Below are 26,108 nucleotides of genomic sequence, written 5' to 3' on the forward strand. Positions count from 1 at the left end.
GCATTTTCGTCGCATTCGTGCAGTAAATAACCTTTTTACCTCAGTGTTTTGGAAGCGTTTTCGGTCTATCTTAGAGGGAGGTCAGAACAGGCCAATTTGAGAAAAAGAGGTGCATGCAGGATGATTTCACAAAGAAGGAAGGTTTATGGTGTAATTGGATTGGCAATTTCAATGTTGGTGAGCGTAGCTCCCCCGGCTTTGGCAGCAAGCACGGTGACTCTGTACAAGGACACGACGTATCAGACGATTTGGGGATTCGGGGCGGCAGCCAATCACCCGGTGAATGAGTTGAAAACGAATTTCAACGCCGCCACACAAGGACAAATTCTCGATACACTGTTCCGAACGGATGCCTCGAATGCGGGTTTATCAATCGTCAGGATGGAGATTAACCCGTATACGGCTGCGCAGGATGCTGTGCAAACGACTTTCATGCCTTCCTCTGGTGTTGTGGATTGGAACACGGATCTGCATCAACGATGGTTCGCCCAAGAGGCGGAGAATCGCGGAATGAACCAGTTCTATGCGGTGCCTTGGAGTCCTCCTGGCTGGATGAAAACGAATGGTTCTCCCAACAATGGGGGGCATTTGAGCACCTCGCAATACGACAATTTCGCCAATTACATGAAAACGTATGTAGATCATTATCGAAATGTGTTCGGATTTAATATCAAATGGGTTAGTGTGCAAAATGAACCGGATTTATCTACGCCTTATGCGTCCGCGCAATATACGACTAGTGAATTGGATCAAGTCTCGGCGAAGGTGGCTGATGCCGTTCACAGCTTGAATCAGGGCGTGTTGGTTGGGGCGCCAGAGGGCTCCAATCGAACAGCTTCGAACAACTACATGGTCAATTTTAGTACAACGACCCGGGATAAACTGGATTTTGTCTCGGTGCATGATTACAGCACGTATACAGATGTGAACCATTTCGGAAAGCCGCTGATCGCTACGGAGGTTAGTGATTTCCAGAATGCTAACGATCCATCTATCACGGATGGATTGAAATGGGCGAATATGATAGCTGCCGATTTGAAGCGCGGCGAGAGGGGCTGGCTCTACTGGTGGGCTGTGAATCCTGCTTCGAGTGGTACAGGAGAGGGACTCATCAATTTAGGAGCTAATAATACGTATACCGTAAATAAAAGGCTTTACGTTATGGGTCAATTCAGCCGTTACTTGCGGCCGGATGATATCCGCATCCTCGCAGCTACAAACGATAGCAACCTCGTTGCCATCGGAGGGAAGAATGGCACAGGCAGAGCATCCGTCGTGATAATAAACAATAGCTCCTCAGCGATCACAACAACCATCAGCGGCCTGACCATGGCTAATGTGTCCGCAAGACGAACAAGCGCGACTGAGGAACTGACCAAGTTAACGGACGTCCCTGTAACTAGTGGTGCAATCACCGTCACACTGCCTGGCAATTCTGTGACGAGCTATGTGGAGTATTAAGGGCGCAGCATTGTTTATTGGCTGCTAGTTTGGGGCATCTTTCTACTAGAATGGTAGACTTTAGTGAAGAAATGGTGTGAGACGATGGCCTTTGCGGAGGCGATCATTAACAGCTACAGCATTCATGAGATGTGTGACGATGTGCAACTTATACTTTAGGTAATGGCGTCTATCCCTAACAAGGATAGGCGTTTTCTTTTAGGGTTATGGTGCAAGAATTAAATAAAAAGATACTACCCGACATATTGTAAATTGGCTATACCACTAACCTAAATAATTTGTTGATCCATTCAACAGCAGTAAGGACAGACGAAGTTTCGACCTACCCTTTTTTTATCATATGCATAGCTTCGATTCCCTTTAACGTCTGATCTGCAGTTTGGAACGTTTTGAACCCAAGCATCTGTTTTGTAATTTGCTTTATAAATCTATGATCTTGCTCCACGATATTGTTCAGATACTTAGTCTGTCTAATCAAGGTTTCTTTTGGCATGGATTTCTCGCTCATTAATTCTTGTATGACTGGTGGGTACGCTGGGTTTTTATCCAAAGTGATAACACGTGGGTTTTGATTATGTGGGGAGGACCAAGCCTTTTAAAAAAAGCGCTTGGCTGCCGCCACATCTCGATTTTCAGATAACATAAAATCAATTGTTTTCCCCATAGAATCAACAGCCCTATATAAATACTTCCATTGACCTTTGACTTTGATGTACGTTTCGTCCGTTCTCCTTGAATCGTTTGTAGGTTTCAAATAGGGGCGGATTCGTTTATCAATTTCTGGTCCGAACTCATGGACCCATCTCATAATAGTCGTATGAGAAATCTTTAATCCTCGCTCACCCATCATTTCTACGATATCTCTATAGCTTAAACTATATTTCAAATACCATCCCACGGTTAGTAAAATAATTGTTGATTCATAATGCTTCCAATTAAATAAATCTAATTGCGTTTCCAAAGTAAGTTTCTCCATCCCATGACTTCAATTTCAGTTACGTTATCACGAATTAAAGCTTTGCACCACAACCCTATTTTAACTACCCACCCCTGGTATGTCCGACTTGCCACTATCTATGTTTAACTTAAACCCTGACCACACAATTATACTTTTTTTGCTGTATGGGATAGGAGAGATTCACTTGAATGTAGCCCAGCCGATTCGTGACAAAACAAGATTGAATAAATCAAAGAACATCTACGCCACCAGTCCGTTCGTGACGAATTTCTTTTCACACTAGGCATTAACAGGGGGTTACGAATTTCCGATCTATTACCTCTAGGTGTCATAGATTTTAAGGATAGGACTCATATCACGATCAAAGAGAAGTGTTTTAAGATCAACAGCAACCTTCGTATCATTATTGATGAATAATATCAAGTGTATGGAGGAAGATGACTGTTTGCTTCTAAAAAACAGGTTTACCAACGAGCAGATGTATGTTGGAATTTCAAAGTATGTGGTAAAGTAGAAGATTATCTCAAACAACTTTCATGCGCAAGGATGTATCCTTGCATGATCCCATCGGAACGGACAAAGAGGGGAATGAAATTACGCTCATCGACATTCTCGGTACGGAAGCGGATGACGTAGTGGATAAGGTGCAGCTCAAGATAGAGAAGAGCAAAATCTATCGTAACTTAGAGATTTTGGATGATCGCGAGAAGGAAGTCGTCGTCGGGCGGTTTGGGTTGGAGTTAGGCGGGGAAGAGCGGACGCAGCGGGAGATTGCGAAGGAGCTAGGCATTAGCCGCTCCTATGTGTCGCGGATTGAGAAGCGGGCGCTGATGAAGCTGTATCATGAATTTTATAAGGCGAAGCGGTAAGATTACGAATCGTATACTTCATTTATTTGGACTTAGTGCAAGTAATGGAGGTGAAGGTTATGACGTTAATCCATATCGAGAATGCCAGTAAATACTATACGATGGGCGAGGAAACAATTAAAGCGTTAGATAATGTCTCTTTAGATATTGATCATGGTGAGTTCGTGGCAATCATGGGACCGTCAGGTTCCGGCAAATCCACGCTGATGAACATTATCGGGTGTTTGGATATAGTAGATAAAGGTATTTATGACCTAGATGGTCAAGCAATAAACGTGCTTAAGGATTCTGGGCTCGCTGAGATTCGCAACCAGAAGATTGGCTTTGTTTTTCAAAGCTTCAACTTGCTGCCGAGATTAAGTGCCTATGAGAATGTGGAGTTGCCTTTGATCTATCGGGGGATGAGCAAAAAGGAAAGAGAGCCGCTCATTTTGCATGCACTAGATTCGGTGGACTTGCTGGATCGTAAGAAGCATTTTCCATCAGAGTTATCTGGCGGGCAGCAGCAACGTGTTGCTATTGCTCGAACGTTGGCAGGAGATCCAGCCATCATTTTGGCGGATGAACACCTACGGGAGCGTTAGATTCGAAGACTGGTGTGGAGATTTTAAACATTTTAAAGAGATTAAATGATTACACATGACTTATTGATTGCGCAGCAGGCGAAGCGGATTGTGCGGTTTCGGGATGGGCGGTTGAATGAAGTTGTTTAGTGTTTATAAGACCGGGACTCCGAGTTTGGGGGTGCCGGTTTATTTTGTTTGTATGCTGAGCCAAATGAATATAAAATTTATGTCAACCGGTTGACATAAGGTGTGGAAACCGGTTAACATAAATTTGATAGCGCATTCAAAACAGACTTGTAAGGGGGAAAAGGGTTTGAAAAAGATGAAAAGTATCACCACTACGGGAATTTGTTCGATTGTATTGCTTTCCTCATTGGTGGCATGTTCCCAAAACAATGCCCCAAGCTCCTCGCCAGGAGCCACCCAACAAGCAAAGGGAGTCAAGCTTACTTTCTTTAATACTTCAGCTGAAGTAAATAACGTGTTCGAGAATCTTTTTAAAACTTATCACGAGCAGAATCCTAACGTAACCATTGAATTGATTCCGACCCCAATCGGAGGAGCGCAGTTAGAGAAATTTCAATCCCTGTTGGCATCCGGCAATCCGGCCACAATAGCCAATCTTGACCCGGGAACGATTCTCCAATATAAAGATAAGTTCATGGACTTAGAGACGGAGAAGGCGAAGTATGAAAAACTAACGAAGCCTGGGGCGGTTGACGGCGCTTTGCTGGACGGAAAATTCCTTGGCATTCCATGGACTGCTCAAGGCTATGGCTTGTTATATAACAAACGGGTAGTTGAGGAATCGATCGGGGGGGCTTTCGATCCGGCTTCCATCAAAACCCGTAACGATTTGGAAGCATTGTTCAAAAAAATCGAAGCTGCCGGCAAGGCGCCTGTGATGATTCACGGGGCGGATTGGTCCTTAGGCGCGCACTATCTGGGATTGACCTATTCTTTGCAATCGCCAAAAGTGGAAGAGAACCGCAAGTTTGTAGAGGATTTGAAAAATGGCAAGGCGAATTTGGCTGACAATCAGCCATTCAACGGTCTGATGGATACATTTGACTTATTGAAGAAATACAATGCCAGAAAAAGTGATCCTCTTGTCGCAGATTACAATAAAGACAGCACTGATTTCGCAAAAGGCAATGCGGCATTCTATTTTATGGGAGACTGGACTTGGTCTGTCATTGGCACGCTTGAAGGAAGGGATAAAGAATTTGGAATCATTCCGGTACCGATTAGCAACAATCCGGCTGATTACGGCAATGCTCAAGTAGCCTACACGGAACCGAAGTTGTTCGCTATCGATAAATCCGGATCTACTCCGGAGCAGCAGGCAGCGGCTAGAGCATTCGTCGAATGGATGGTTACAAGCGAGCAGGGGCAAAGTGCGATTGTGACCAAAATGGGCCTCTCCTTGCCTTATAAGGATGTAAAGGCAAAAGGCACAAATGTGATTTCCGATGCCATTGCGAAATATGTCGATCAAGGGAAGTTCCTTAATATCGGAGTCATTAATTATTTCCCGCAAGACTATTGGTCCAAGACAGGAGCTTCCATGCAAAAATATATGGTAGGAAAAACTGACCGAAAGGCTTTCACGACAGAGGTTCAGGATTATTGGAAATCGAATGCCGGGAAATAGGGATTAAGGTTAAAAACTGGTTGTAAAGGGTGCGGTACTATGAGGAGTAAGATTTATTTAAGAAATACGGGAACTTTTCTTCTTTTTGGGGCTCCTTCCGTACTGGCATTTGCTGCTGTTGTTTTGATTCCGTTCCTGGTTGGGTTATATTTGACGTTTACGAATTGGGATGTTCGAACGGCCGACATATCATTTGTCGGCTTATCAAATTATACCAAAGTATTCCATGATAAAGTTTTTTTTACCCAATTGTGGTTTACCGTTAAATATGTATTTTTTACGGTACTGATCTCCAATGCGATGGCTTTCTTTATAGCACTGGCGTTGACCAGCGGGGTTAAAGGAGAGAAATGGCTTCGAACGGGCTTTTTCACTCCAAACTTAATCGGCGGAATCGTGTTAGGGTATTTGTGGCAGACGCTATTCTCGCAGATCATGCCCTATATAGGGAATAAATACGGCTGGGCATTGTTTAAATCGTCGTGGTTAACGGATACGGATACCGCATTTTGGGCACTCGTCATCGCAACAGCTTGGCAATTAGTCGGCTATCTCATGATCATTTATATTGCCGGATTCTCAGGTGTTCCTAATGATGTGTTGGAAGCTGCGAGCATAGACGGGGCGAACGGTTATGCAAGACTTCGCAGAATCATATTGCCGCTTTCGATCCCAGCTATCGTCATCTGTATTTTTATTTCCATCTCTCGCTCATTTTTAACTTACGATATCAACCTTGCCCTAACGAAAGGCGGACCTTTTCATTCCACCGAATTAGCTTCCTATCATATCGTTCAAAAAGCTTTCTTGTCCAATCAATATGGAGTCGGACAGGCGGAAGCAGTTGTCTTATTTGCTGTCGTAGCCTTGGTTGCGCTTACTCAATCTTACTTACTTAAAAAATTGGAGGTCGAATCGTGATGGCTTTTCGACAGTCCATATCAAGAATCAAAGCCGTAATTCTGTATGTAATTTTATTTGTATTCTTAATTCCTTTTTTGCTGGTCGTCATGAACTCTTTCAAAAAAACGCAGCAATTCACCGAAAATCCATTAGCTATTCCCAGCAGTGTTCATTTCGAGAACTACACCGCTGCATTTACCAACATGAAATTCATGCAAGGACTTTCCAACTCTTTGTTGATTACAGTTGCTGCAGTTTTCATTATTGTTATTTTCTCGTCAATGACCGGGTATTTGTTTGTTCGATATAAATGGAAGCTGAATACTGTGCTATTTTTCATGATGCTTGGCTCCATGGCGCTTCCGTTCCAGGTCATCATGATTCCTTTGGTCATGCTGTACGGAAAGCTGGATCTGCTAAATATGAAGAGTACGTTGCTGTTTTTATATTTGGGGTTTGGCGTTCCCTTCGGCGTGTTTACTTTCCATGGGTTTATCAAAGGGATTCCTTACGAATTGGAAGAATCGGCTTTTATAGAGGGCAGCTCGAGGCTGCGAACTTTTTTCCAGATTGTACTGCCCCTATTGAAACCGGTTTTCGTAACGCTCATCGTATTGGATGTACTCTGGATCTGGAATGATTATTTATTGCCCAGTTTGGTCTTACTGTCGCCGGAACAAAGGACATTGCCTCTTTCTACGTTTACTTTCTTCTCATCTTACTCTGTTGATTACGCACCCTTGATGGCAGGATTAATCATGACGGTTATTCCTGTGTTAGTTTTATATCTTTTTGTTCAAAACCAAATCATCAAAGGGATAACGGAAGGAGCCTTGAAATAGAGGTCCTGTAATATGGAACGGAGTTCGGCTGAAAAAATTGCAAATTAAGCGTATAATGGCTTTAAAAAAGTCAGGTGGTCAAACCATGCCTAAAATTGATGATGTAGCAGAAAAAGCCGGGGTTTCTGTTACTACGGTGTCCCGCGTGCTCAATAACCGGGGATATATCAGCCAGACGACACGGGATAAGGTATATCAGGTTATGAAGGAGCTAAATTATCATCCCAATGAAATGGCTCGTTCTTTGTTCAGAAAAAAATCGAATATGATCGGCCTCATTATTCCTACAGTTTCTCATCCTTTTTTTAGTGAATTAGCTCACTATCTTGAATATTATGCTGACCAAAGCGGGTATAAAATTCTATTGTGCAATTCGAATCGAGATGTAACGAAAGAACGCAAATACATCGACATGCTGAAAAAGAATCAAGTGGACGCCATCATTATGGGCAGCATGGTTTTGGATGTCGAACATTATCGGAATCTGAACCTTCCTATTGTAGCTTTCGATCGAGTCGTAGATGATACGATTCCTGTTGTTAATTCCGATAATCTGATGGGCGGCAAACTTGCAGCGCTGTTACTTGTGGGCAAAGGTTGTCGAAAGCTGGCATATATTCAAGGTGGAGTTGGCGGGCCGCATCATCATGGTCTGCTTGCTGGAGGAAGGTTACAAGGGTTTGCTGAGGAACTGCAACATGCAGGGGTTGAATATGTTCACTTGAATTTAGAGGTACACGATCTAGATACTGGGGCAAGTGAGGATACAATTGTTCGTTTCCTTCTGGAGTATCCGGAAGTAGACGGCGTTTTTGCCAGCAGCGATGTGATCGCAACTATGGTTATGCAAGCCTGTTATCAATTAAACAAGAGAATTCCGGAAGACATGAAAATCATCGGTTATGATGATGTGAAGATCGCATCTTTAGTGGTGCCGCGTCTTACAACCATTAGGCAGCCTATTCAAAAGATGAGCGAGTTAACGATCGAATTAATTGCAAAACAAATTGAAGGGGAGGAGGTTCCGATGGTCAATTCTTTACCGGTTACATTAATTGAACGAAGTACTACGTAAGAATAGTGGAGGCTTGTAGAATGGACTTTAAGAACAGAGTGTTACCGGAAATTAGGGAATCTTTGACGTCCCTCCCGCTTTTTCGGCTTCCAGATGATTTGGCAATTGTAAGGCAAAGCCCTTTACCTCAAGCGTTGAAGTCTGAAATTGTTCGAATCATCGATCGTAAAATTACCGGTGCGGGCAATCAAGAGATGCTGATCAAAATATTCGAACCGGTTCAGAGGGATGAGACGAACCTGCCTGTTTTACTTTGGATTCATGGCGGAGGATATGTGTTAGGCCACCCTAACGGTGAACAAAGTCTCTGTGAAAGTTTTGTTAAGGCTGCCGACTGTATTGTCATTTCCCCCGATTACCGGCTTGCCCCTGAACACCCGTTTCCGGCGGCAATTGAAGACTGCTACGCTGCTTTGAAGTGGATAATTAGTGCCGCGGAGGAATGGAATATCGATTTGTCGAGGATTGCGATTGGGGGAGGAAGCGCGGGCGGAGGGTTGACCGCAGCATTGGCGCTGATGGCTCGCGATAAGGGAGGACCTCCTATCTGTTTCCAAATGCCGTTATACCCGATGATCGACGATCGTAATGTTACGCCTTCTAGCCATGAAATTACGGATCCTGCCGTTTGGAACAGGGCCAACAATCTGGCGGCTTGGAAGATGTACCTTGGCGAACATGCCGATGGCGACATTTCTCCGTATGCGGCGCCAATTAGAGCGAAGGACCTGACCGGTCTTCCTCCCACATATACATGTGTAGGCCAGCTTGACCCGTTCCGCGACGAGACAATTGAGTATGTTGCACGGCTTGCCCAAGCCGGCGTCGACGTGGAATTTCATTTATATCCCGGATGTTATCATGCCTTCGAACACGTTGTACCCGAAGCGGAAGTCAGCCAACGTACCCGGAACGGCTATGCGAATGCTTTGGCAAGAGCTTTTCAGCGTTGATTTTTATTTGAAATTGTGTCAACCGGTTAGTATGCTTTCGAAGGTATTTATTAAAGCTGTATCATGATTTTTATAGGTTTTATCGGTGAAGGGAGGCTTATGCCTCTTTTCATTTATTTTCGCATTATGTTTTGAAACATCATATAATGGAATCGAAAAATGTTCTTTTAATGAGGAAGGGTGACATGTTTAAGAGTACAAAGCCGGTTTCGTTCGTTTACAAATTTTCACTTCAAATTACATTGATATTGGCCATACTTGTCGCGGTTCTGATCATCAGCAATGTATATTCCTTCAATGTGGTCGAAACGAATATCGTGAATAACTCCAAATACACCATGGGGATTCACATTACGAATATCCAAAATCGTTTAAACAGCGTCTCCAAAGATCTAAACGAAGTATTTGAAAATCATATCGACGATGTCGTTGTGTATCCGAAAAAAGATGAGAGCAACAAATACTTCGATGCCTTGCGATTAAAAAATGCATTGCTCTCGAAAGTGTCAAATAACGAAAGCATAGATGCGTTATTTATTTTGGAGCCCAGTGAACATCTCTTTTTGATTCAGTTCGGCAAAAACATACTTTCTAATGAAAATCAAACATTATCCGATTATTTAAAGAGTGAACAATTCGCGGGGAATACGATGATCGGAAGAGAATGGTCCTCGATTCAAGTGAATGGAATAAGTTATGAAATAAAAAGCTTCAAGGTGTCGGACATCATGATTGGCGCAGCTGTAAAAGCAGACACCTTGATGAATGTTGTGAAAAAAACGTCGGATTCCCAAAACCATTATGGTTTGACCGATAAAAACGGAAAGTTGCTTTCTGCGACCGATCCATTCCTTAATCATTTGAGCCCGCTGCCGGATACCGGTAAAACTTCGTACAAGCTCGATGATGGCAAATATTTTATCATTTCAGAGGACATTCCGGAGATCGGGAAAATTTCGAATCTAATTGAACGGAAGAGCGTTTTATCGGGTTTGGATTTTATCCAGTGGGTGATTATTTCTCTTGGAGTCGTTTCTTTAGTTATCGTGCCTGCTGTATTAACTTCGCTGTCACGCGAAATGATTAAGCCTGTTCTTGAACTTGTCAAAGCGACGAAAGAGCTGGAGAAGGGAAACTGGGACTACCAACTGCCGCTGCATAAAGCGTCCATCGAGTTCGCCAAGCTCTTTCATTCATTTACGTCGATGACGAAAGAAATCAAACAGTTAAAGATCTATTCCTATGAAGAGAAGCTGGAACGAAACAAAGCCGAGCTCAAGTATCTTCAAATGCAAATAAAGCCCCATTTTTTCCTGAATGCCATTACGACAGTCTCGAGCCTTACGTATCAAAATAAAAACGAAGAAATCAGGAAACTGATCAACTACTTGTCGGAGCATCTCAGATATATGTTCAAGGGAGGCTTGGTAAACGTAACGGTAAGGGAAGAAATCGATCACGTGATCAATTACATTCACATGCAAGAGATCAAATTCCCCAATCACATTTTCCATATGATCGATATCGAACCCAATTTGGAACAGCATATACTGCCGCAATTTCTGATACAAACCTTTATTGAAAATATTTTTAAGCATGCGTTAGTTTACGGAGATATTTTGTCGATATTTATTAAAGTGGAAACGTATTCTTATCATCACGAGGACTTTATTAAAATTACCTTAGAAGATAATGGGGAAGGGTTTCCTGATGAAATCATAGAAGAAGTGAATGCCGCCGGTACACGTGTCAATGAAACAGGGCAAAGAATCGGCATTTCCAATATCAAAAAAACGCTGAGTCTACTTTATAAAAGGGATAATTTGTTGAATATTTCCAAAAATGAACCGTCCGGGGCAAGGGTGGAAATTTTGATTCCTATTCAGACATCCATGGATCAGACTTAGGAGGGAACGTATTGAAGTGTCTCATGATTGATGATGATATTCCTACTATTGAGGTCATGCGTGACTTCATCAACTGGAGTTCATTGGGGATTGGATCCGTAATAACGGCGTATAATATTGCGGATGCCAAACTTCTTATTGAAGAAGGTAAACCGGATATCATCATTTGTGATATCGAAATGCCCAAGGGTTCTGGATTGGACATGATCAAATGGGTGCGGGATAACCATCATGACTGTGCATTTATTTTCTTTACTTGTCATGAAAATTTTGAATTCGCGTCGACGGCGATTTCTTACAATACGGACGCTTACTTAATCAAGCCTTTTGACAAAAGTAAGGTCGAAGCGGCTCTCGCCAAAACTGTAAATACGCTGAGGGTGAAAAATCGGCTGCAAGCATACAGCCAATTCGGTGCCAGTTGGTTAAAAAATAAATCGTTTGTCGAGCAAAGCTTTTGGAGGGATATTTTATTTGCTCAGATTTCCCCTCGTTTAGACTTGATTCATGGGGAAATTCGAAAGAGAGACTTACCTCTGGAGTTGGAACATGGTTACTTTCTAGTGCTAACGAGCATCGGCAAATCGGATATTGAGGATAACTGGAATGAAAGCACCTTCATCTATGCATTCTCCAACCTGACTTCAGAAACGATGCTGGACAATCTGCATCTCAGTCATGTTATCAATTATCAGCAAGACGATCGTTACTATATGGCGACGATCATCAGTGGAAGTAGTCCGCTGGAAGAGATTACAACGAGATGCCGTCAGCAAATCCGTTATTGCCGGGAGTATTTTCAGTGTACTGCGACCTGTTATATAAGCAAGAAAGTACCGATTGACGTATTGCATGCAACGAAAACTATCTTGGAGGTCATGGACAGGAATAACATTATTTATAAAGGTAATGTTCATTACCAGGAAGACCACTTTGATTATGAAACGAATGATTCCTATACGCTTGATGTGAACGGATTCGAGTCATTGTTTATCGAAGGCGAAAAAGTACAAATCGTGAACAAGCTAAAAAAAGATCTCGAATCGCTCACCAAAAGCAATAAACTTGACGCAGGCATCATGCATTCCATCAAACAGGACTTTATGCAGCTTGTTTATTCGATACTGTACAAAAATAAAATACATGCACATAAGTTGTTTTCCGATAACTTCTCCGGAATCTTGTTGCAGAAATCCGAACATAGTGTCATGGACATGATGAAATGGGCTGCTTTCGTAACCAATAGAACAATCGATTATTTAAGAGAAGTGAAGCAGTCCGAAAGTGTTGTGGAGAAGGTGAAAACGTTTATCCACAGTCATTACCATCAGGAACTGAGTCGCGAGGATGTTGCGGCCAGCGTCTATTTGTCACCCGATTATATGGCGAAAATGTTTAAAAACAAGACAGGATTATCGATGAAGGATTACCTGAATGAGTATCGTATTCTTATTGCAAAAGAACGGCTCATTCAAGGAAACGAGAGCATCGGAACGATTGCCGTCGAGATTGGTTTTGACAGCATCTCTTATTTCTCAACGGTTTTCAAAAAAATAACGGGTGAGACTCCGAATGCATTTAGAGCCAAACATAAACAATAATGCAAAGAAGGCCGAAAGGGCCTTTTTCTTTTTCCGACATCACTGATTTTCACAAAAAAAGCGCTGATTTTTTAAAGATAAATATATCGATAAGGATTAAACTGAAATTGTATTCAGAAACAGAAACTACTTCAGGAGGCTTCAAGATATGAATAGGACAAGGGGTATTTTAGCATCAGTCATGTCTGTAGCATTGTTCGGCACTGTCCTGACAGCTTGCTCGACCGGGACTGATAAATCGGCCGAATCAACCGGTTCTAAGTCGGACGGGACCAGCAGCAAGATGGAAAAGGTTGTCATCGCCTTGCCATCATTCAATAAAATTCCCGATGATATGAGCAGCATAAATGAAGCGATCAACAAAATTACAACAAAGAAGATTAATGTGCAAGTAGACTTTAAAGTGTATGGACCTGCAGACTACGCGCAAAAAGTAAATTTGGCGCTACAAAGCGGCGAGCAACTGGATTTATTCACCAGCCCAGGTCAATTCCCGAGTTATGCTGCTAAAAAACAGCTGTATCCGCTGGAGGATTTAATCAGTAAATACGGTCAGGAAACAAAAGCGATTCTGGATAAAGACTTCGGTGAGGGCCTGCTGAAAGCGACAACGATGAACGGGCATATTTATGGCATCCCCGCCAATAAAGGAATGTCGGTTCCGCTAAACTTCGTATATAACGCCGATATGTTGAAAGATTCTGGTTTTAGTGCAGACGATGTTAAGTCAGTCAATGATTTACCGAAAATATTCGATGCTGTAAAGAAAAAGTACCCGGATGTGGTGCCTTTTGCGCCGATTAATGTCAATCCAAGCGATACGAATCTGGTTAGACTGTTAAGAGGAACAAGCGACATAGATCTGTTAACCGATGAGTCAGGGGTCGGTGTCGTTGTCGGAAATAATAATAAGGTAGTCAATCTTTATGAGACGGATGTTTTCAAAAATGGCGTTAACATGATGAGAGATTGGTACAATAAAGGCTATTTGCAAAAAGATGCGGCTACAACGTCAACCAATTATGCCGATTTAGTTTCGTCGGGGCGCGGATTCTCCACGCTAGGCGGTTATAGCGGTTTGGAAGCCGGCAAAGCAGTAAGCGCACAGACCGGTAAGAATATCGCCATGAAACGAATTGCTCCGTTCTATTTTGATACACAAGCTGTGGATTTCGTTGTGTGGATGATGTCGAGTACAACCAAAGTACCTGATGCTGGCATGAAAGTTTTGAACTTGACTTATACGGATAAAGATCTGTTAAATACGATGCTCTATGGAGTCGAAGGTCGGGACTATGTCAAAGTGGACGATCATCACGTTAAATATCCGGATGGTAAGGATGCTGCAAGCGTACCGTATACTGCGCAGCTATCCTCCGGTATTCTCGGCTCCGAGTCGCTTCAATATCTGCTCGAAGGCGCGGATTGGAAGGATACCGAATTTAAACTGAAAGAGAACAAAGAAACGAAGAGGTCGCCATACTTTGGATTCATCTTCGACCAATCTTCCGTAAAAACGGAGTTAAGCGCAGTAAACAATGTGGTTAATCAATACATTCCTGGTTTGATCACTGGTGTATTGGATCCGGAAACAACCATTCCTAAATTTGTAAAAGCATTGAATGATGCAGGGGCGCAAACCATCATTCAGAAAAAGCAGGAGCAACTGGACAAATGGATTGCTGAGCAAAAAAATAAAAAATGGTGAGGAATGGAGCCGGAAACTGCTCCATTCTGTCTTCCTTAAGGGGGGAGTGGCATGGAGAATCCAATAAAAACATACAGGAAAAAAGTTAGCAATACGTTGCCGCTTTTACTAATTGCGGCTCCCGGTTTACTATATTTGTTGATCAATAATTACATTCCGATGTTCGGGGTATTTATCGCCTTTAAAGATGTTGATTTTGCCAAAGGCATATTCCGAAGCGACTGGGTCGGGTTGAAAAACTTCGAGTTTTTATTCCGGACTTCCGATGCGTGGATTATGACAAGAAATACGATTCTATACAATGTCGCATTTATCATTCTCGGCACTATTGTTTCTATATTCATCGCGATTCTGATGGCAGAGCTGTTGAATAAGTTTTACTCGAAGTATTTCCAGTCAGGGTTAGTTCTTCCGAATCTGGTATCGATGGTCGTCGTATCTTTTCTCGTATTTGCTTACTTGAATGCCGATAGCGGGTTTATCAACCATTCGATTCTGGAGCCGCTTGGCATACCGGCTATTAATTGGTATTCGGAGCCTAAATACTGGCCCTTCATTCTTGTTATCATACAGCTTTGGAAGACGGCGGGATACGGCTCCATCGTATACTTCGGATTTATTGCGGGAATCGATAAGAGCATTTATGAAGCCGCCAAAATTGACGGCGTAGGCAAACTTAGACAAATTTTTATGATTACCTTGCCTTTGCTGACGCCAACTATTATCTTACTAGGTTTAATGTCTGTAGGAAGAATATTCAATTCCGATTTCGGACTCTTTTATCAAGTACCTTTGAATGCGGGTGCTTTATACAGCACGACACAAACCATTGATACTTATGTATATCGTGCTCTCATGCAGGTTAATGATATTGGCATGTCGGCGGCGGCTGGTCTGTATCAGTCATTGGTAGGCCTTATTCTTGTCATTGCAGCCAATGGTATTGTAAGGAAAGTAAATTCCGACAATGCACTGTTTTAGGGGGGATCCATCATGAGTTTACAATCAAGAGGAGAACGGGCATTTACGATATTCTCTGCAGCAGCAATGACCTTGGTGACCGTTTTTGCTTTTTTACCTTTTATATTGATGCTGCTAGCATCGTTTACCGATGAAAAGACGCTAATAAGAGGCGGATATAGCTATTTCCCAAATAAAATGAGCATCGATGCCTACGTATACTTGTTCAGTAATATGTCGACCTTTGTGAGAGCATACGGAGTCTCGATTTTTGTGACTGTTGTCGGCACCGTCATCAGCCTTGCCATTACGGCCATGCTTGCCTATCCAATGTCGCGGAGAGATTTCAAGTATCATAATGTCCTTGCATTTCTCGTATTTTTCACCATGTTATTTAACGGAGGCATCGTTCCTTCCTACATGATGTGGACCAAAGTGTTTGCGATTAAGGATACGTTAGCCGCATTGATCGTGCCGAATTTGCTCATGAATGGATTCAATGTTCTGCTGGTAAGGAATTTCTATAAGCATAATGTGCCTGCCGCGCTTATCGAATCGGCTCAAATTGACGGAGCTAGCGAAATAAGAACGTTCTACAGCATTATGCTGCCGCTTTCGGTTCCGGTTATGGCAACGGTCGGTTTGTTTACGGGACTTGCCTACTGGAACGATTGGATTAATGCCTTATACTTCGTCACGAAGCCTCAATATTACGGTATTCAGAATTTATTGATCCGTCTGATGAATAATATTCAATTTTTAAAATCGAGCCAGGCAAGCAGCTTGCTGGGAGCCGGTGCAGCCGAGCTTCCGACCACAGCGGTGCGGATGGCTATGGGGATTATCGGGATCGTGCCAATCTTGATCGTACTTCCTTTTCTGCAGAAATATCTCACGAAGGGCGTCGTTGTCGGTGCAGTAAAAGGTTAATCACTTTATGAAACGAAGGAGGGGTATGGCATGAATGTTCAACAGGTCATTGATGCGGTGATTTCGGATTCTTGCGGCACTTTCAGGCTGGAAAAAACAGGAGATGTACTCGTGTCCGGCAATCCGTATACAGAGGTAACCGGTATTGTAACGACGTTTATGGCAACTATCGATGTGATTCATCAGGCTATCGCTTGCGGTGCCAATATGATTATCACGCACGAGCCTACCTATTATACGGGGATAGACGAAACGGACTGGCTTCAGGACGATCCTGTATATATAGTAAAACGAAAATTATTAGAACATCACCGGATTGCTGTCTGGCGCTATCATGATTACATGCATATGGCCAAGACTGACCGAATATACGATGGACTGCTTAAGGAGATCGGATGGGAAGACAAATTGCTGGAAAAGCATCCGCCTCACACCTACCAAATTGATGAGGTCACTTTGAAAGAATTGGCCGGCTTTTTTAAAGACAAATTGGGAATGAATGTCCTGCAGATCGTAGGCGATCCCGAGATGAAGTGTTCCAGAGTTGGAATTTTGGTAGGCGGAGGCAGTTTAGGTCTTGGCAGAGAGCAAATGCCGATAGAACTGATGCGCAATAAGGACCTGGATGTCATCGTATGCGGTGAAATCGTAGAATGGACGCTTTGCGCTTATGTCAACGATGCACGTATGCTCGGGCTTCGTAAAGCTATGATCGTCGTAGGTCATGAGCGGAGCGAGGAATGGGGAATGAAGTTTATGGCCGAATGGCTGAAGCCGTTGGTCCATGGACTCCCGGTTACTTTTGTCGATGCGAAGGAGCCGTTTCTTTATTTGTAAGACGAGGGCATAGTCCTGAAATGAGAGAAAAGGTGAATGGATACCATGGCGACACTGCAGGTTAATTTTTACTCAAAGGCTCTACGGAGAGAAGTCACGTTCAATGCACTTGTTCCGTTGGATGATTTTGAATTTCCAGGGATGCCGAAGGCGGAGAAGAAGCCGCTTAAAGCGATCTATTTGTTGAACGGATACTCAGGCAGCCATTCGGATTGGATCAGCTTCTCGAGAATTCGGGAGTTATCCGACAAACATCGTATTGCGGTTTTTATGCCGGCCGGAGAGAACCACTTTTATGTGGATGATGTTGATAAAGGGTCATTATACGGAGAATACGTTGGAAAAGAATTGGTTGAGTTTACACGGAAAATGTTCCCGTTATCCGATCAAAGAGAAGATACCTTTATCGGCGGTTTATCCATGGGCGGGTATGGAGCCATTCGGAACGGCTTCAAATATGCAGAGCATTTTAGCCGGATTATCGCTTTGTCTTCGGCCATTATTACCTATAAGATTGCTAACGCAAGTAGCGATTATACGGACTGCATAGCGGACTATAAATATTTTACGAGAGTATTCGGCGACTTGGATCAGCTTCAAGGAAGCGATAAAGACCCGGAGGCTCTGGTCCTGGGCTTGAAAGAGAAGAAGTCGGCAATTCCGGCGACCTACATGGCTTGCGGTACCGAAGATTTCTTGTTGGACGTCAATCAAAGATTCCACGATTTCTTAGTTTCGGAACAGGTTGAGCATAGATATGTGGAAAGCCAGGGGGGACATACCTGGGATTTTTGGAATGAATACATTGAAAAAGCTTTATTGTGGGCGATTCAATAAAGAATCAGGAGATGGCAAACGTGTTTGAATTCGAGGCTAACATACCGTTAAGCGATAAGAAGCACGATGTTTTGACTGTTGGCGAGCTTCTGATCGATATGATGACAACGGAATATGACGGTAGCGATAAATGTGATACGTACCAAAAGTTGTTTGGGGGTTCTCCTTCCAATATTGCATTAAATGTAAAAAAATTAGGGATCACCCCTCTTGTAGCTTCTGCAGTCGGAGATGACGGGTTGGGCAGATTTCTCGTCGATCAACTACAGCAAGCGGGTATCGCTACGGATCTCATTCAGCGTGTCGATGATTCAACGAGTATGGTTGTCGTCACCAAGAGTGTAGCTACGCCGATTCCGATATTTTATCGGGGGGCGGATTATCAACTAGCTTATACATCCGGGCTGGAGGAAGCCATAATCAACTCCAAAATCGTTCATTTCTCCTGTTGGCCTATATCGAGGGTTCCGTCCCGCGATACGATCGAAAGTGTGATGGATACGGTTAGAAAGCACGGAGGTTTGATCGGTTTCGACCCGAACTATCATCCGATGATATGGCAAAAGGGCGAGAATGGGATTGACTATGTAAAATCTATCTTCGGTAAAGTGGATATTGTCAAGCCTTCAGAGGATGATGCGGAGAGATTGTTTGGGAAAGCCGAACCTGAGCGTTATCTCGATTATTTCTTAGAACTGGGTGCAAAGCTGGTTATTTTGACATTAGGGAAGGATGGCGCCCTCGTTTCAAATGGAAAAGAGACGCTTGCATTCAACTCTCAAGCTACTCAGGTTGTTGATACTACGGGAGCCGGAGATGCATTTTGGTCAGGATTTTATGCGGCAATCGTCAAAGGGTATCCGTTGAAACAAGCTCTTTCCTTGGGATTTGCCGTCAGTGCCTATAAATTAAAGTACACCGGAGCCATCGTGGAATTACCGCATCTGGAGTTTATCAAAGAAAAATATGGACTATAGGGGATTATTTTATGCCAGTAAAAAATCAAGTGCAGCTGATCACATATCCCGATTCCTTGGGAGGTGATTTGAAGGCATTGAAACAGGTGCTTTTTCAACATTTTTCCGATGTGTTTAAGGGCGGCGTTCATATATTGCCTCCTTTTCCCTCTTCAGGAGATAGAGGTTTTGCTCCACTCACCTACCTGGAAATTGAGCCGAGCTTCGGTACATGGGACGATATTAGAGCCATTGGAGAACGGTTCGATATATTAGTCGATGTGATGGTTAACCATATTTCAAGGCAGTCCGAATATTTCCGGGATTTCCTCAGAAAGGGGCGTCAATCGGAATATGCCGACTTCTTTCTAACCTTGGATAAAATATGGGAGGATGGCAAGCCGGTTCAAGAAGATATTGACAACATGCTTCTGCGCAGACCGGTTCCTTATTCTACTTTTACCATTGAAGAAACCGGTGAGGAAGAGAAGGTGTGGACGACATTCGGCAAGCAGGATCCATCCGAACAGATTGATCTGGATATCCGGTCATATGGTGTAAAGCAGTTGCTGGTCGATATTTTCAATAATTTCAAGCAGCAGAATGTCAAGATCGTTCGCTTGGATGCAGTCGGATACATGATAAAGAAGCTGGGAACAAGCTGTTTTTTTGTCGAGCCGGACATCTACGAATTTCTTGATTGGATGATGGCAGTTGCGAAAGCGCTGGACATTGAATTGCTGCCTGAGGTTCACGCTCATTACACCATTCAGTACAAGCTTGCTGAACATGGCTGCTGGATTTACGATTTTATACTGCCATATACGGTACTCGATACTTTGGTACATAAATCTAACGAGCGTCTCTATCAGTATTTGAAGACTCGTCCTGATAAACAGTTTACTATGCTTGACTGTCACGATGGTATACCTGTAAAACCGGACATGGACGATTTGATTAATACGAAAGAAGCAAGAAAATTGGTGGATCTATGCTTGGAAAGAGGATCAAATCTTAGTCTTATTGTATCCGATCAGCATAAGGCTGAAGATGGTTTCGATGTTCATCAAATCAGATGTTCTTTTTACTCCGTTCTCGGATGTGACGACGATGCCTATTTAGCGGCAAGAGCTATCCAATTCTTTGTGCCGGGAATACCTCAGGTCTACTATGTCGGGCTGCTGGCTGGAGAAAACGATCTTGAGAGCGTAATGAGGACCGGTGAAGGAAGAGAAATCAACCGGCATAACTTCAGCCTTGATGAAATTGAACAGTCGTTGGAGAAGGAAGTTGTCCAAAGATTGATTACGCTCATTCGATTCAGAAATGATTATGACGCTTTTGGCGGTGAGTTTGTTGTTATTCCTTCGGCGCAAGACGAAGTTCGGTTGGCTTGGCGCATGGACGATAAGGAGTGCCGGCTTTTTATTGATCTGCAAACTTGCAAGACAATGATTGAATACATCGGCGAGAACGGTGAATTAACTCTATATGCCGTATAATTCAAGGTAGAAGCGGAGGCGCATACTAAACAGGTATACGCCTCTTTTCTCTGAAATGCAGATTTACAGGATGAAGTAAGCTGGGGCTAGATCAGGTTATCCAGTTCGAGAACAGCCCTCCGCTTTCCCGGCGGTTATAAGCAAGATTGGCAGGAAAACGGATTTTGGTGCAACTATTAAAACAGATCAAAGATATTGCCCTTTCTTTATCTGTCGAAATTTGGCCCGCATGTTGAATAAAGGGTAATGTGATAACCATCGATTATTATACAAAAAGATCGATAAATGGTATTGTTCTTCTTTTATTTCTACTGTCATACACATCTAGCGCGTAGTTATAAGTGTTCTTCTAATAAGAGGAATGCTTTTTTCGATTATATAGTAGTCTCTATTTGAGAGGGGATGCATAACAAGTGGAACTCATCAGTGTTATGTTGGTTGACGATGAGCCGATGGCCTTGGAAAATGTCGCTGATATCATAGATTGGCACGAACACGGCTTTGAAGTTGTCATACAAACGACGGATCCTCGGAAAGCATGGGAATGGTTTGAAAAGAAAAGACCGAAAATCGTAATCTCTGATATTTCCATGCCTCATATAGACGGTTTGGAGCTCAGCAAGCGCATTTTGGAAACAGAGCCGGGAACACGCATAGTCTTCTTAACGGCTTATCGTGATTTCGATTACGTAAGACAAGCCTTAGAATTAAAAGCAGCTCACAATGTATTAAAGCATGAGATCAGTCAAAATCGGCTTTTGAACCAATTGCTCGCGATCAAGCAATCTTTGACCGATGAACAAGCCATCTGGAAAAACGTTAAGAAGCAGTTGTTGTTAGATGTACTTCATGGAAAATGGCTCGCGGAGCCTCACGATTCGAATTCTCCAGCTGCCCGTGAAGTAAACCAAGTCCTACAGGGAAGTTCTGCCTTATTTTATTTTGAAGTGGGGCCGACCTATCTCTTGAATGGGGGAAAACGCTGCGGGCAGATCCAGCAGCCTGAGCAGGTTTGGCAACTTGTGACTTCCATGATGCAAGATGAGGGGGAGTCCCGCTGGTTTGAGGCAGTTGAAGATGGGAATGAAGGGTATGCAGCATCCATCTTAGAAAAACATTCAAAAAAGAAATGAATAAGACGTTATCCGACTTTATCACGGAATTCAGAATTGAAAAGGCTAAGGAGCTTTTGAAGAAGGATGAGTTGAAAATTTACGAAATATCCACTTTAGTCGGATACCAAACGAGCCAATATTTCAGCCAAGTGTTTAAAAAAATGACCGGCACTTATCCGAGTGAATACAAAGACCGAGTTGGAGGGTAAGCATGAACCGCAGCATCAAGAACAAAATACTGGGAAGCGTAGTTCTGATCGTCATCGTATCGTTAACGCTTAGCAGTTTGTTGGCGTATTGGCGTTTTTTTTTCATACTGGAAAATCAAACGATTCACGATAACGATATCTATTTACAGCAGACCGTGAATCAAATGAATCAATTGGTAGACGATATAGAAAAATATGCCGGGAATATTGTGAATGACGAACTCTTGCAAACATTCTCAAATAAGCTGAATCACAACCTCAAATCCATGTTCTTGCCAAACTATGAGATCCGCAACGTTTTCCAATGCCATCGGCTCATCGTCATGAAAGCGGTGACCCTAGCTCACTCATTACTGATATTCGTACACCGATGTATCCGGCACTATCGTGGGTGGAGGAAGAGATGGCAAATACCGGTGACTTGCGCCCCATGGTTATGTGCGAGTATGCTTACGCGAAGAGCAACAGCACAGGGAATTTCTATAAGTTCTGGGATATGGTAGATCGCTATCCCCGGTTCTAAGGCGGCTTTGTAATTACTCCAAATGTTTACCAGTATGCTTTTTTCATAAAACCTTTGTGAGCATTTAGACGAAATAGAACCCCATTCTTTTTTAGTATGAGAGTGGGGTTTTGTGCTGTAATAAGCTTGCTTTCAGATCTCGATGGGTCGATGGTTCGCTTCGAAATCATACCTATCCTTCCCCTTCCATTATCCGCGAATCTTGGGGCATGAACTGTCAGGTGTAATTGAACATATCGGCAATAACGTTGAAGGGCTTGCCGTCGGAGAACGTTATCCCGTATCTTTCTGTATTTATGGGGGGATAGATCTTTAATCTATTTATTTTGTAATCGCATACAAGGTCTCATAATAAAGGTGTAAGAGAAAATCAAATCTATAAGGAGAAGCAAAAATGGGGGGAGGTCACGAAAAAGAAGTTGTGGGTATCCATGCCGCTTACATTAACCGCAATGAAAAGTAAATGAACAACCATAATAAATAAAATAGAGGAGCGCAAGTATGCACAATTTACCGAAACCTCATCACCCGCTTGTCACCCATATCTTCACTGCCGATCCTTCGGCGCACGTATTTGAGGGGAAAATTTTCATCTACCCGTCACACGATCTCGATCATGACGGCGCTGATAATGACAATGGGGATCAATATGCAATGGAAGACTATCATGTTCTATCCATGGATGGCTTCGAGTCCCCCGTTATCGATCATGGTCAAGTCCTTCATCTGAAAGATATTCCCTGGGCTTCCAAACAACTCTGGGCTCCTGATGCTGCTTTTAAGGCCGGAACCTATTTCTTGTATTTTCCTGCCCGGGATCATGATGGGATTTTTCGAATCGGTGTGGCGACCAGCACGTCGCCTGCCGGTCCTTTTCTTCCTCAACCGTCTTATATCGAGGGAAGCTTCAGTATCGACCCAGCCGTGCTTGTTGATGACGACAATCGGGCTTACATATATTTCGGCGGTCTTTGGGGCGGCCAATTGGAAAAATGGCAGACCAGTACTTTCGAGCCGGAAGCGGTGGGGCCGGCGGTGGAGGCGCCTGCTATAGGTCCTCGGGTCGCTCTGCTGAGCGAGGACATGCTGTCATTTCAAACCGCTCCGCTAGAAATTTCGATCGTTGACGAAAACGGCAGCCCGATTCTCGCTGGAGACGAGGATAGGCGCTATTTTGAAGGACCGTGGGTACACAAATATAACGGCTGGTACTACTTGTCCTACTCCACGGGCACCACCCATAAATTGGTATACGCCGTCAGCCGGAATCCGTTGGGACCGTATACCTTCAAGGGCACGATCTTAACTCCGGTTATCGGCTGGACAACTCATCACTCCATTATCCAGTGCGAAGACAAATGGTACTTATTTTACCACGATAGTTCTTTGTCCGAAGGCGTTAACCACAAGCGTTGCGTCAAATATACGGAGTTACACTATAACGAAGATGGAACGATTCGGACGATTGATCCTTATTAATGAAAAAAAATTTGGCCTTGGCCCTTAAAAACTGCGGGCGGGACATCCTGTTCTCCGCCTGCAATTGGGGCTTCGATGATTTTTCTCCTGCCATCATTGTGATTCACCGAGCTATATGAGAATAGATCAATAATCGATGAGAATAGGTCATTGTTTTGAAAAAATTGATATCTTATAATAGCTTTAATGAAACGGAATGAAAACGCTATCAACACAAGGTGCGTCCTCAAATTCATCGATGACCTTTTGCGCTGGAGTAGAGTGAAATTGCCATTTCGGCACTCCATATTTTTTTTGGATATCGTTATTTGTCAATAAATACGTTGAATATAAAATAGGGGGTCTGACATGGTACGAATAGAAAAATACAGCAGCAAGAAAAGCATCTCAATTATAAAATTCCTCTTTATTATGCCTTTTATGGTTTTGCTTGGTGTCTTTGCATATTACCCGCTATATGGTTGGGTTTATGCATTCTTTGACTATACGCCGCCGATTCCGCTGTCCCAATCGCCGTTTGTTGGTTTGAAGTGGTTTCATACCTTGGTCGAAAACCAAGTAAAGATCGATCAAACGCTTCAAATACTCAAGAACACGTTTGGGATGAGTGGCTTGAATTTGTTATTCTCCTGGCTTCCAATGATTTTTGCCATATTCCTGACAGAGATCAAATCCGTACGTTTCCGGAGGTTTATACAGACGGTAACAACCTTACCGAACTTCATCAGCTGGGTATTGGTCTATTCACTGGCATTTTCAATGTTCTCTAGTGAAGGTATAGTCAACGGCCTTTTGAAACAACTTGGATTTATCGATTCCCCGGTATTACTTCTTCAAAACTCCGATCATGTTTGGATTATGATGTGGATATGGACGACCTGGAAAACATTAGGTTGGTCAGCCATATTGTATATCGCGGCGATTATGAGTATAGATGATTCTCTATATGAAGCGGCCTATGTAGACGGCGCGACAAGAATGCGGGTGATCTGGCATGTAGTATTGCCGAGTATGGTGCCGACCTATTTTGTTTTGTTGATGCTGCAAATTGCGAGTTTTCTGAATAATGGCTTGGAGCAATATTTCGTATTTCAAAATGCATTTAACAAGGATTCCATACAGGTTTTAGACTTATATGTTTACAACCTGGCAATGGGGGGCGGCAGCTATTCCGTGTCTGTCGCGATCAGTATGCTAAAGACCTTGATTAGTGTTGTACTTCTCTTTTCTGTGAACGGACTATCGAAAAGACTAAGGGGAGAGAGTATTGTATGAGTGATACAGCAGCAGGGCTGGCGCCGAATGATAAAGTGCCCGGCAGCCATCTCACCAGAAAAATTAAAGTCCAAGTCAGCCCAACAGACAAAATGAGTACTGTATTAATATATGTGTTGTTTTCCCTGTATGTGCTTATATGTGTATATCCATTTTACTCCATCATTATTAATACCATAAGCGCAAACGATATCAGTGCCAAAGGTGATGTTATCTTTTACCCGATAAATATCCAATTTCATAACTATGTCGATGCGTTTAAAATACCGGGGTTGTGGGATGCAGCCGTTGTATCTGTAGGAAGGACCGTGATTGGAACTACTTTGACGGTAGGGGCTTCCGCCTTTCTGGGATTCATGTTTACCCAGGAGGATATGTGGAGGAGAAAATTATGGTATCGCTTTACGGTTTTAACCATGTTTTTTAATGCCGGGGTTATTCCGTGGTATTTGACAATGAGGTCTTTGCATCTGACAAACAATTTTTTGGCCTATATTCTGCCGACAATCGTAGCTCCGTTTTTCATCATTCTTGTAAAGACTTTCGTGGAATCAACGCCGAAGGAATTGCAACATGCGGCAAGTATCGACGGGGCCGGGACCATGACCCTTTTTTTCAAAATCATGTTGCCCATCTGTAAGCCCATATTGGCTACAGTTGCCATATTCGCTGCAGTGGATCAGTGGAATTCCTTCCAGGACACGTTGTTGTTGGTCACGGAGAGCAAGCTCTATAGCTTACAGTTTATTCTATATAACTATATTAATCAGGCAAGTTCCATATCCAGCATGGTAAACCTGCAGAATGCCGGTTCGACAGCGATATCAAGTCTAGCAACAAAGCAAACCACTACTTCAATTCGAATGACGGTGACCATTATTGTTGTAGCGCCCATTTTGTTGGTTTATCCGATTTTCCAAAGGTTTTTTGTAAAGGGGATTATGATCGGTGCAGTGAAAGGATAACTTGCACCGGTTTAATAAATTGA

Annotated in this window: 22 protein-coding genes and 3 pseudogenes; 24 read left to right on the forward strand and 1 reads right to left on the reverse strand. The window is 43.1% G+C overall.

Features of this window, described 5'->3' with window-relative positions; all coding sequences use genetic code 11:
* Window positions 1–120: 120 nt before the first annotated feature.
* A complete protein-coding gene (locus tag G519_RS0102475) occupies window positions 121–1,461 on the forward strand; it encodes a glycoside hydrolase (protein WP_036631857.1) in 1,341 nt (446 codons plus the stop codon).
* A 256-nt stretch (window positions 1,462–1,717) separates the two neighbouring features.
* Here G519_RS0102475 and G519_RS41455 read toward each other — a convergent pair.
* Window positions 1,718–2,437 (reverse strand): annotated as a pseudogene (locus G519_RS41455) (IS6 family transposase).
* Between the two features lie 521 nt (window positions 2,438–2,958).
* Between G519_RS41455 and G519_RS41460 the strand changes: the two are divergent.
* The 23 genes and pseudogenes from G519_RS41460 to G519_RS0102600 form a co-directional block, all read left to right on the forward strand.
* Window positions 2,959–3,288 (forward strand): annotated as a pseudogene (locus tag G519_RS41460) (sigma-70 family RNA polymerase sigma factor); the annotation flags it as partial.
* Between the two features lie 59 nt (window positions 3,289–3,347).
* A pseudogene (locus tag G519_RS41465) lies at window positions 3,348–4,001 on the forward strand (ABC transporter ATP-binding protein).
* Window positions 4,002–4,176: 175 nt separating this feature from the next.
* Window positions 4,177–5,508: an ABC transporter substrate-binding protein gene (locus G519_RS0102495; RefSeq protein WP_029193325.1), complete on the forward strand. Its 1,332-nt coding sequence runs from the start codon at window positions 4,177–4,179 to the stop codon at window positions 5,506–5,508.
* Between the two features lie 39 nt (window positions 5,509–5,547).
* A complete protein-coding gene (locus G519_RS0102500) occupies window positions 5,548–6,429 on the forward strand; it encodes a carbohydrate ABC transporter permease (RefSeq protein ID WP_029193326.1) in 882 nt (293 codons plus the stop codon).
* Window positions 6,429–7,253, forward strand: coding sequence for a carbohydrate ABC transporter permease (locus G519_RS0102505; RefSeq protein ID WP_029193327.1), 825 nt, complete (start codon window positions 6,429–6,431; stop codon window positions 7,251–7,253). Before G519_RS0102500 ends, G519_RS0102505 begins: the two co-directional genes overlap by 1 nt.
* A gap of 85 nt (window positions 7,254–7,338) precedes the next feature.
* The gene (locus tag G519_RS0102510; RefSeq protein WP_029193328.1) at window positions 7,339–8,328 is read left to right on the forward strand and encodes a LacI family DNA-binding transcriptional regulator; all 990 of its coding nucleotides are present in this window, start codon (window positions 7,339–7,341) and stop codon (window positions 8,326–8,328) included.
* 20 nt (window positions 8,329–8,348) lie between these two features.
* Window positions 8,349–9,281: an alpha/beta hydrolase gene (locus tag G519_RS0102515; protein ID WP_029193329.1), complete on the forward strand. Its 933-nt coding sequence runs from the start codon at window positions 8,349–8,351 to the stop codon at window positions 9,279–9,281.
* A gap of 185 nt (window positions 9,282–9,466) precedes the next feature.
* Complete coding sequence (locus tag G519_RS0102520; RefSeq protein WP_051253017.1) at window positions 9,467–11,188, forward strand: sensor histidine kinase; 1,722 nt, start codon at window positions 9,467–9,469, stop codon at window positions 11,186–11,188.
* Between the two features lie 11 nt (window positions 11,189–11,199).
* A complete protein-coding gene (locus G519_RS0102525; RefSeq protein ID WP_029193331.1) occupies window positions 11,200–12,789 on the forward strand; it encodes a response regulator transcription factor in 1,590 nt (529 codons plus the stop codon).
* 148 nt (window positions 12,790–12,937) lie between these two features.
* Window positions 12,938–14,497: an ABC transporter substrate-binding protein gene (locus G519_RS0102530; protein WP_029193332.1), complete on the forward strand. Its 1,560-nt coding sequence runs from the start codon at window positions 12,938–12,940 to the stop codon at window positions 14,495–14,497.
* Window positions 14,498–14,548: 51 nt separating this feature from the next.
* Complete coding sequence (locus G519_RS0102535) at window positions 14,549–15,478, forward strand: ABC transporter permease (protein ID WP_036631859.1); 930 nt, start codon at window positions 14,549–14,551, stop codon at window positions 15,476–15,478.
* A gap of 12 nt (window positions 15,479–15,490) precedes the next feature.
* Window positions 15,491–16,387: a carbohydrate ABC transporter permease gene (locus G519_RS0102540; protein WP_029193334.1), complete on the forward strand. Its 897-nt coding sequence runs from the start codon at window positions 15,491–15,493 to the stop codon at window positions 16,385–16,387.
* A gap of 30 nt (window positions 16,388–16,417) precedes the next feature.
* Window positions 16,418–17,224, forward strand: a complete 807-nt coding sequence (locus G519_RS0102545; RefSeq protein ID WP_029193335.1) for a Nif3-like dinuclear metal center hexameric protein — start codon at window positions 16,418–16,420, stop codon at window positions 17,222–17,224.
* Window positions 17,225–17,269: 45 nt separating this feature from the next.
* Window positions 17,270–18,061: an alpha/beta hydrolase gene (locus tag G519_RS0102550; protein ID WP_029193336.1), complete on the forward strand. Its 792-nt coding sequence runs from the start codon at window positions 17,270–17,272 to the stop codon at window positions 18,059–18,061.
* Window positions 18,062–18,081: 20 nt separating this feature from the next.
* On the forward strand, window positions 18,082–19,038 hold the full coding sequence (locus G519_RS0102555) for a carbohydrate kinase family protein (protein WP_029193337.1): 957 nt from the start codon (window positions 18,082–18,084) through the stop codon (window positions 19,036–19,038).
* An 11-nt stretch (window positions 19,039–19,049) separates the two neighbouring features.
* Complete coding sequence (gtfA, locus tag G519_RS0102560; protein WP_029193338.1) at window positions 19,050–20,519, forward strand: sucrose phosphorylase; 1,470 nt, start codon at window positions 19,050–19,052, stop codon at window positions 20,517–20,519.
* Window positions 20,520–20,932: 413 nt separating this feature from the next.
* Complete coding sequence (locus G519_RS0102565; RefSeq protein WP_029193339.1) at window positions 20,933–21,652, forward strand: response regulator; 720 nt, start codon at window positions 20,933–20,935, stop codon at window positions 21,650–21,652.
* Window positions 21,649–21,843 (forward strand): helix-turn-helix domain-containing protein, encoded by a 195-nt coding sequence (locus G519_RS53430; protein WP_029193340.1) that lies wholly within the window; start codon window positions 21,649–21,651, stop codon window positions 21,841–21,843. The genes G519_RS0102565 and G519_RS53430 overlap by 4 nt, the downstream gene beginning before the upstream one ends.
* Window positions 21,844–22,246: 403 nt before the next feature.
* Window positions 22,247–22,366, forward strand: a complete 120-nt coding sequence (locus tag G519_RS53435) for a glycoside hydrolase family 2 TIM barrel-domain containing protein (RefSeq protein ID WP_409371979.1) — start codon at window positions 22,247–22,249, stop codon at window positions 22,364–22,366.
* A 142-nt stretch (window positions 22,367–22,508) separates the two neighbouring features.
* Window positions 22,509–22,682 carry an alcohol dehydrogenase catalytic domain-containing protein gene (locus G519_RS51895; RefSeq protein WP_084159987.1) on the forward strand — a complete coding sequence of 58 codons (174 nt, stop codon included), beginning with the start codon at window positions 22,509–22,511 and terminating at the stop codon, window positions 22,680–22,682.
* A 185-nt stretch (window positions 22,683–22,867) separates the two neighbouring features.
* The gene (locus G519_RS0102585; RefSeq protein ID WP_029193342.1) at window positions 22,868–23,845 is read left to right on the forward strand and encodes a glycoside hydrolase family 43 protein; all 978 of its coding nucleotides are present in this window, start codon (window positions 22,868–22,870) and stop codon (window positions 23,843–23,845) included.
* Window positions 23,846–24,193: 348 nt separating this feature from the next.
* A complete protein-coding gene (locus G519_RS0102595; RefSeq protein ID WP_244279984.1) occupies window positions 24,194–25,120 on the forward strand; it encodes an ABC transporter permease subunit in 927 nt (308 codons plus the stop codon).
* The gene (locus tag G519_RS0102600) at window positions 25,117–26,085 is read left to right on the forward strand and encodes a carbohydrate ABC transporter permease (RefSeq protein WP_084159988.1); all 969 of its coding nucleotides are present in this window, start codon (window positions 25,117–25,119) and stop codon (window positions 26,083–26,085) included. Before G519_RS0102595 ends, G519_RS0102600 begins: the two co-directional genes overlap by 4 nt.
* Window positions 26,086–26,108: the final 23 nt, after the last annotated feature.

This window comes from Paenibacillus alginolyticus DSM 5050 = NBRC 15375, assembly GCF_000422905.1.
Taxonomy (GTDB): Bacteria; Bacillota; Bacilli; order Paenibacillales; family NBRC-103111; genus Paenibacillus_E; species Paenibacillus_E alginolyticus.

Coding starts and splice junctions, on each gene's coding strand:
- G519_RS0102475 (WP_036631857.1), top strand. CDS start 121: ATGATTTCACAAAGAAGGAAGGTTTATGGTGTAATTGGATTGGCAATT.
- G519_RS0102495 (WP_029193325.1), top strand. CDS start 4,177: ATGAAAAGTATCACCACTACGGGAATTTGTTCGATTGTATTGCTTTCC.
- G519_RS0102500 (WP_029193326.1), top strand. CDS start 5,548: ATGAGGAGTAAGATTTATTTAAGAAATACGGGAACTTTTCTTCTTTTT.
- G519_RS0102505 (WP_029193327.1), top strand. CDS start 6,429: ATGGCTTTTCGACAGTCCATATCAAGAATCAAAGCCGTAATTCTGTAT.
- G519_RS0102510 (WP_029193328.1), top strand. CDS start 7,339: ATGCCTAAAATTGATGATGTAGCAGAAAAAGCCGGGGTTTCTGTTACT.
- G519_RS0102515 (WP_029193329.1), top strand. CDS start 8,349: ATGGACTTTAAGAACAGAGTGTTACCGGAAATTAGGGAATCTTTGACG.
- G519_RS0102520 (WP_051253017.1), top strand. CDS start 9,467: ATGTTTAAGAGTACAAAGCCGGTTTCGTTCGTTTACAAATTTTCACTT.
- G519_RS0102530 (WP_029193332.1), top strand. CDS start 12,938: ATGAATAGGACAAGGGGTATTTTAGCATCAGTCATGTCTGTAGCATTG.
- G519_RS0102535 (WP_036631859.1), top strand. CDS start 14,549: ATGGAGAATCCAATAAAAACATACAGGAAAAAAGTTAGCAATACGTTG.
- G519_RS0102540 (WP_029193334.1), top strand. CDS start 15,491: ATGAGTTTACAATCAAGAGGAGAACGGGCATTTACGATATTCTCTGCA.
- G519_RS0102545 (WP_029193335.1), top strand. CDS start 16,418: ATGAATGTTCAACAGGTCATTGATGCGGTGATTTCGGATTCTTGCGGC.
- G519_RS0102550 (WP_029193336.1), top strand. CDS start 17,270: ATGGCGACACTGCAGGTTAATTTTTACTCAAAGGCTCTACGGAGAGAA.
- gtfA (WP_029193338.1), top strand. CDS start 19,050: ATGCCAGTAAAAAATCAAGTGCAGCTGATCACATATCCCGATTCCTTG.
- G519_RS53430 (WP_029193340.1), top strand. CDS start 21,649: ATGAATAAGACGTTATCCGACTTTATCACGGAATTCAGAATTGAAAAG.
- G519_RS53435 (WP_409371979.1), top strand. CDS start 22,247: ATGGCAAATACCGGTGACTTGCGCCCCATGGTTATGTGCGAGTATGCT.
- G519_RS51895 (WP_084159987.1), top strand. CDS start 22,509: ATGGGTCGATGGTTCGCTTCGAAATCATACCTATCCTTCCCCTTCCAT.
- G519_RS0102585 (WP_029193342.1), top strand. CDS start 22,868: ATGCACAATTTACCGAAACCTCATCACCCGCTTGTCACCCATATCTTC.
- G519_RS0102595 (WP_244279984.1), top strand. CDS start 24,194: ATGGTACGAATAGAAAAATACAGCAGCAAGAAAAGCATCTCAATTATA.
- G519_RS0102600 (WP_084159988.1), top strand. CDS start 25,117: ATGAGTGATACAGCAGCAGGGCTGGCGCCGAATGATAAAGTGCCCGGC.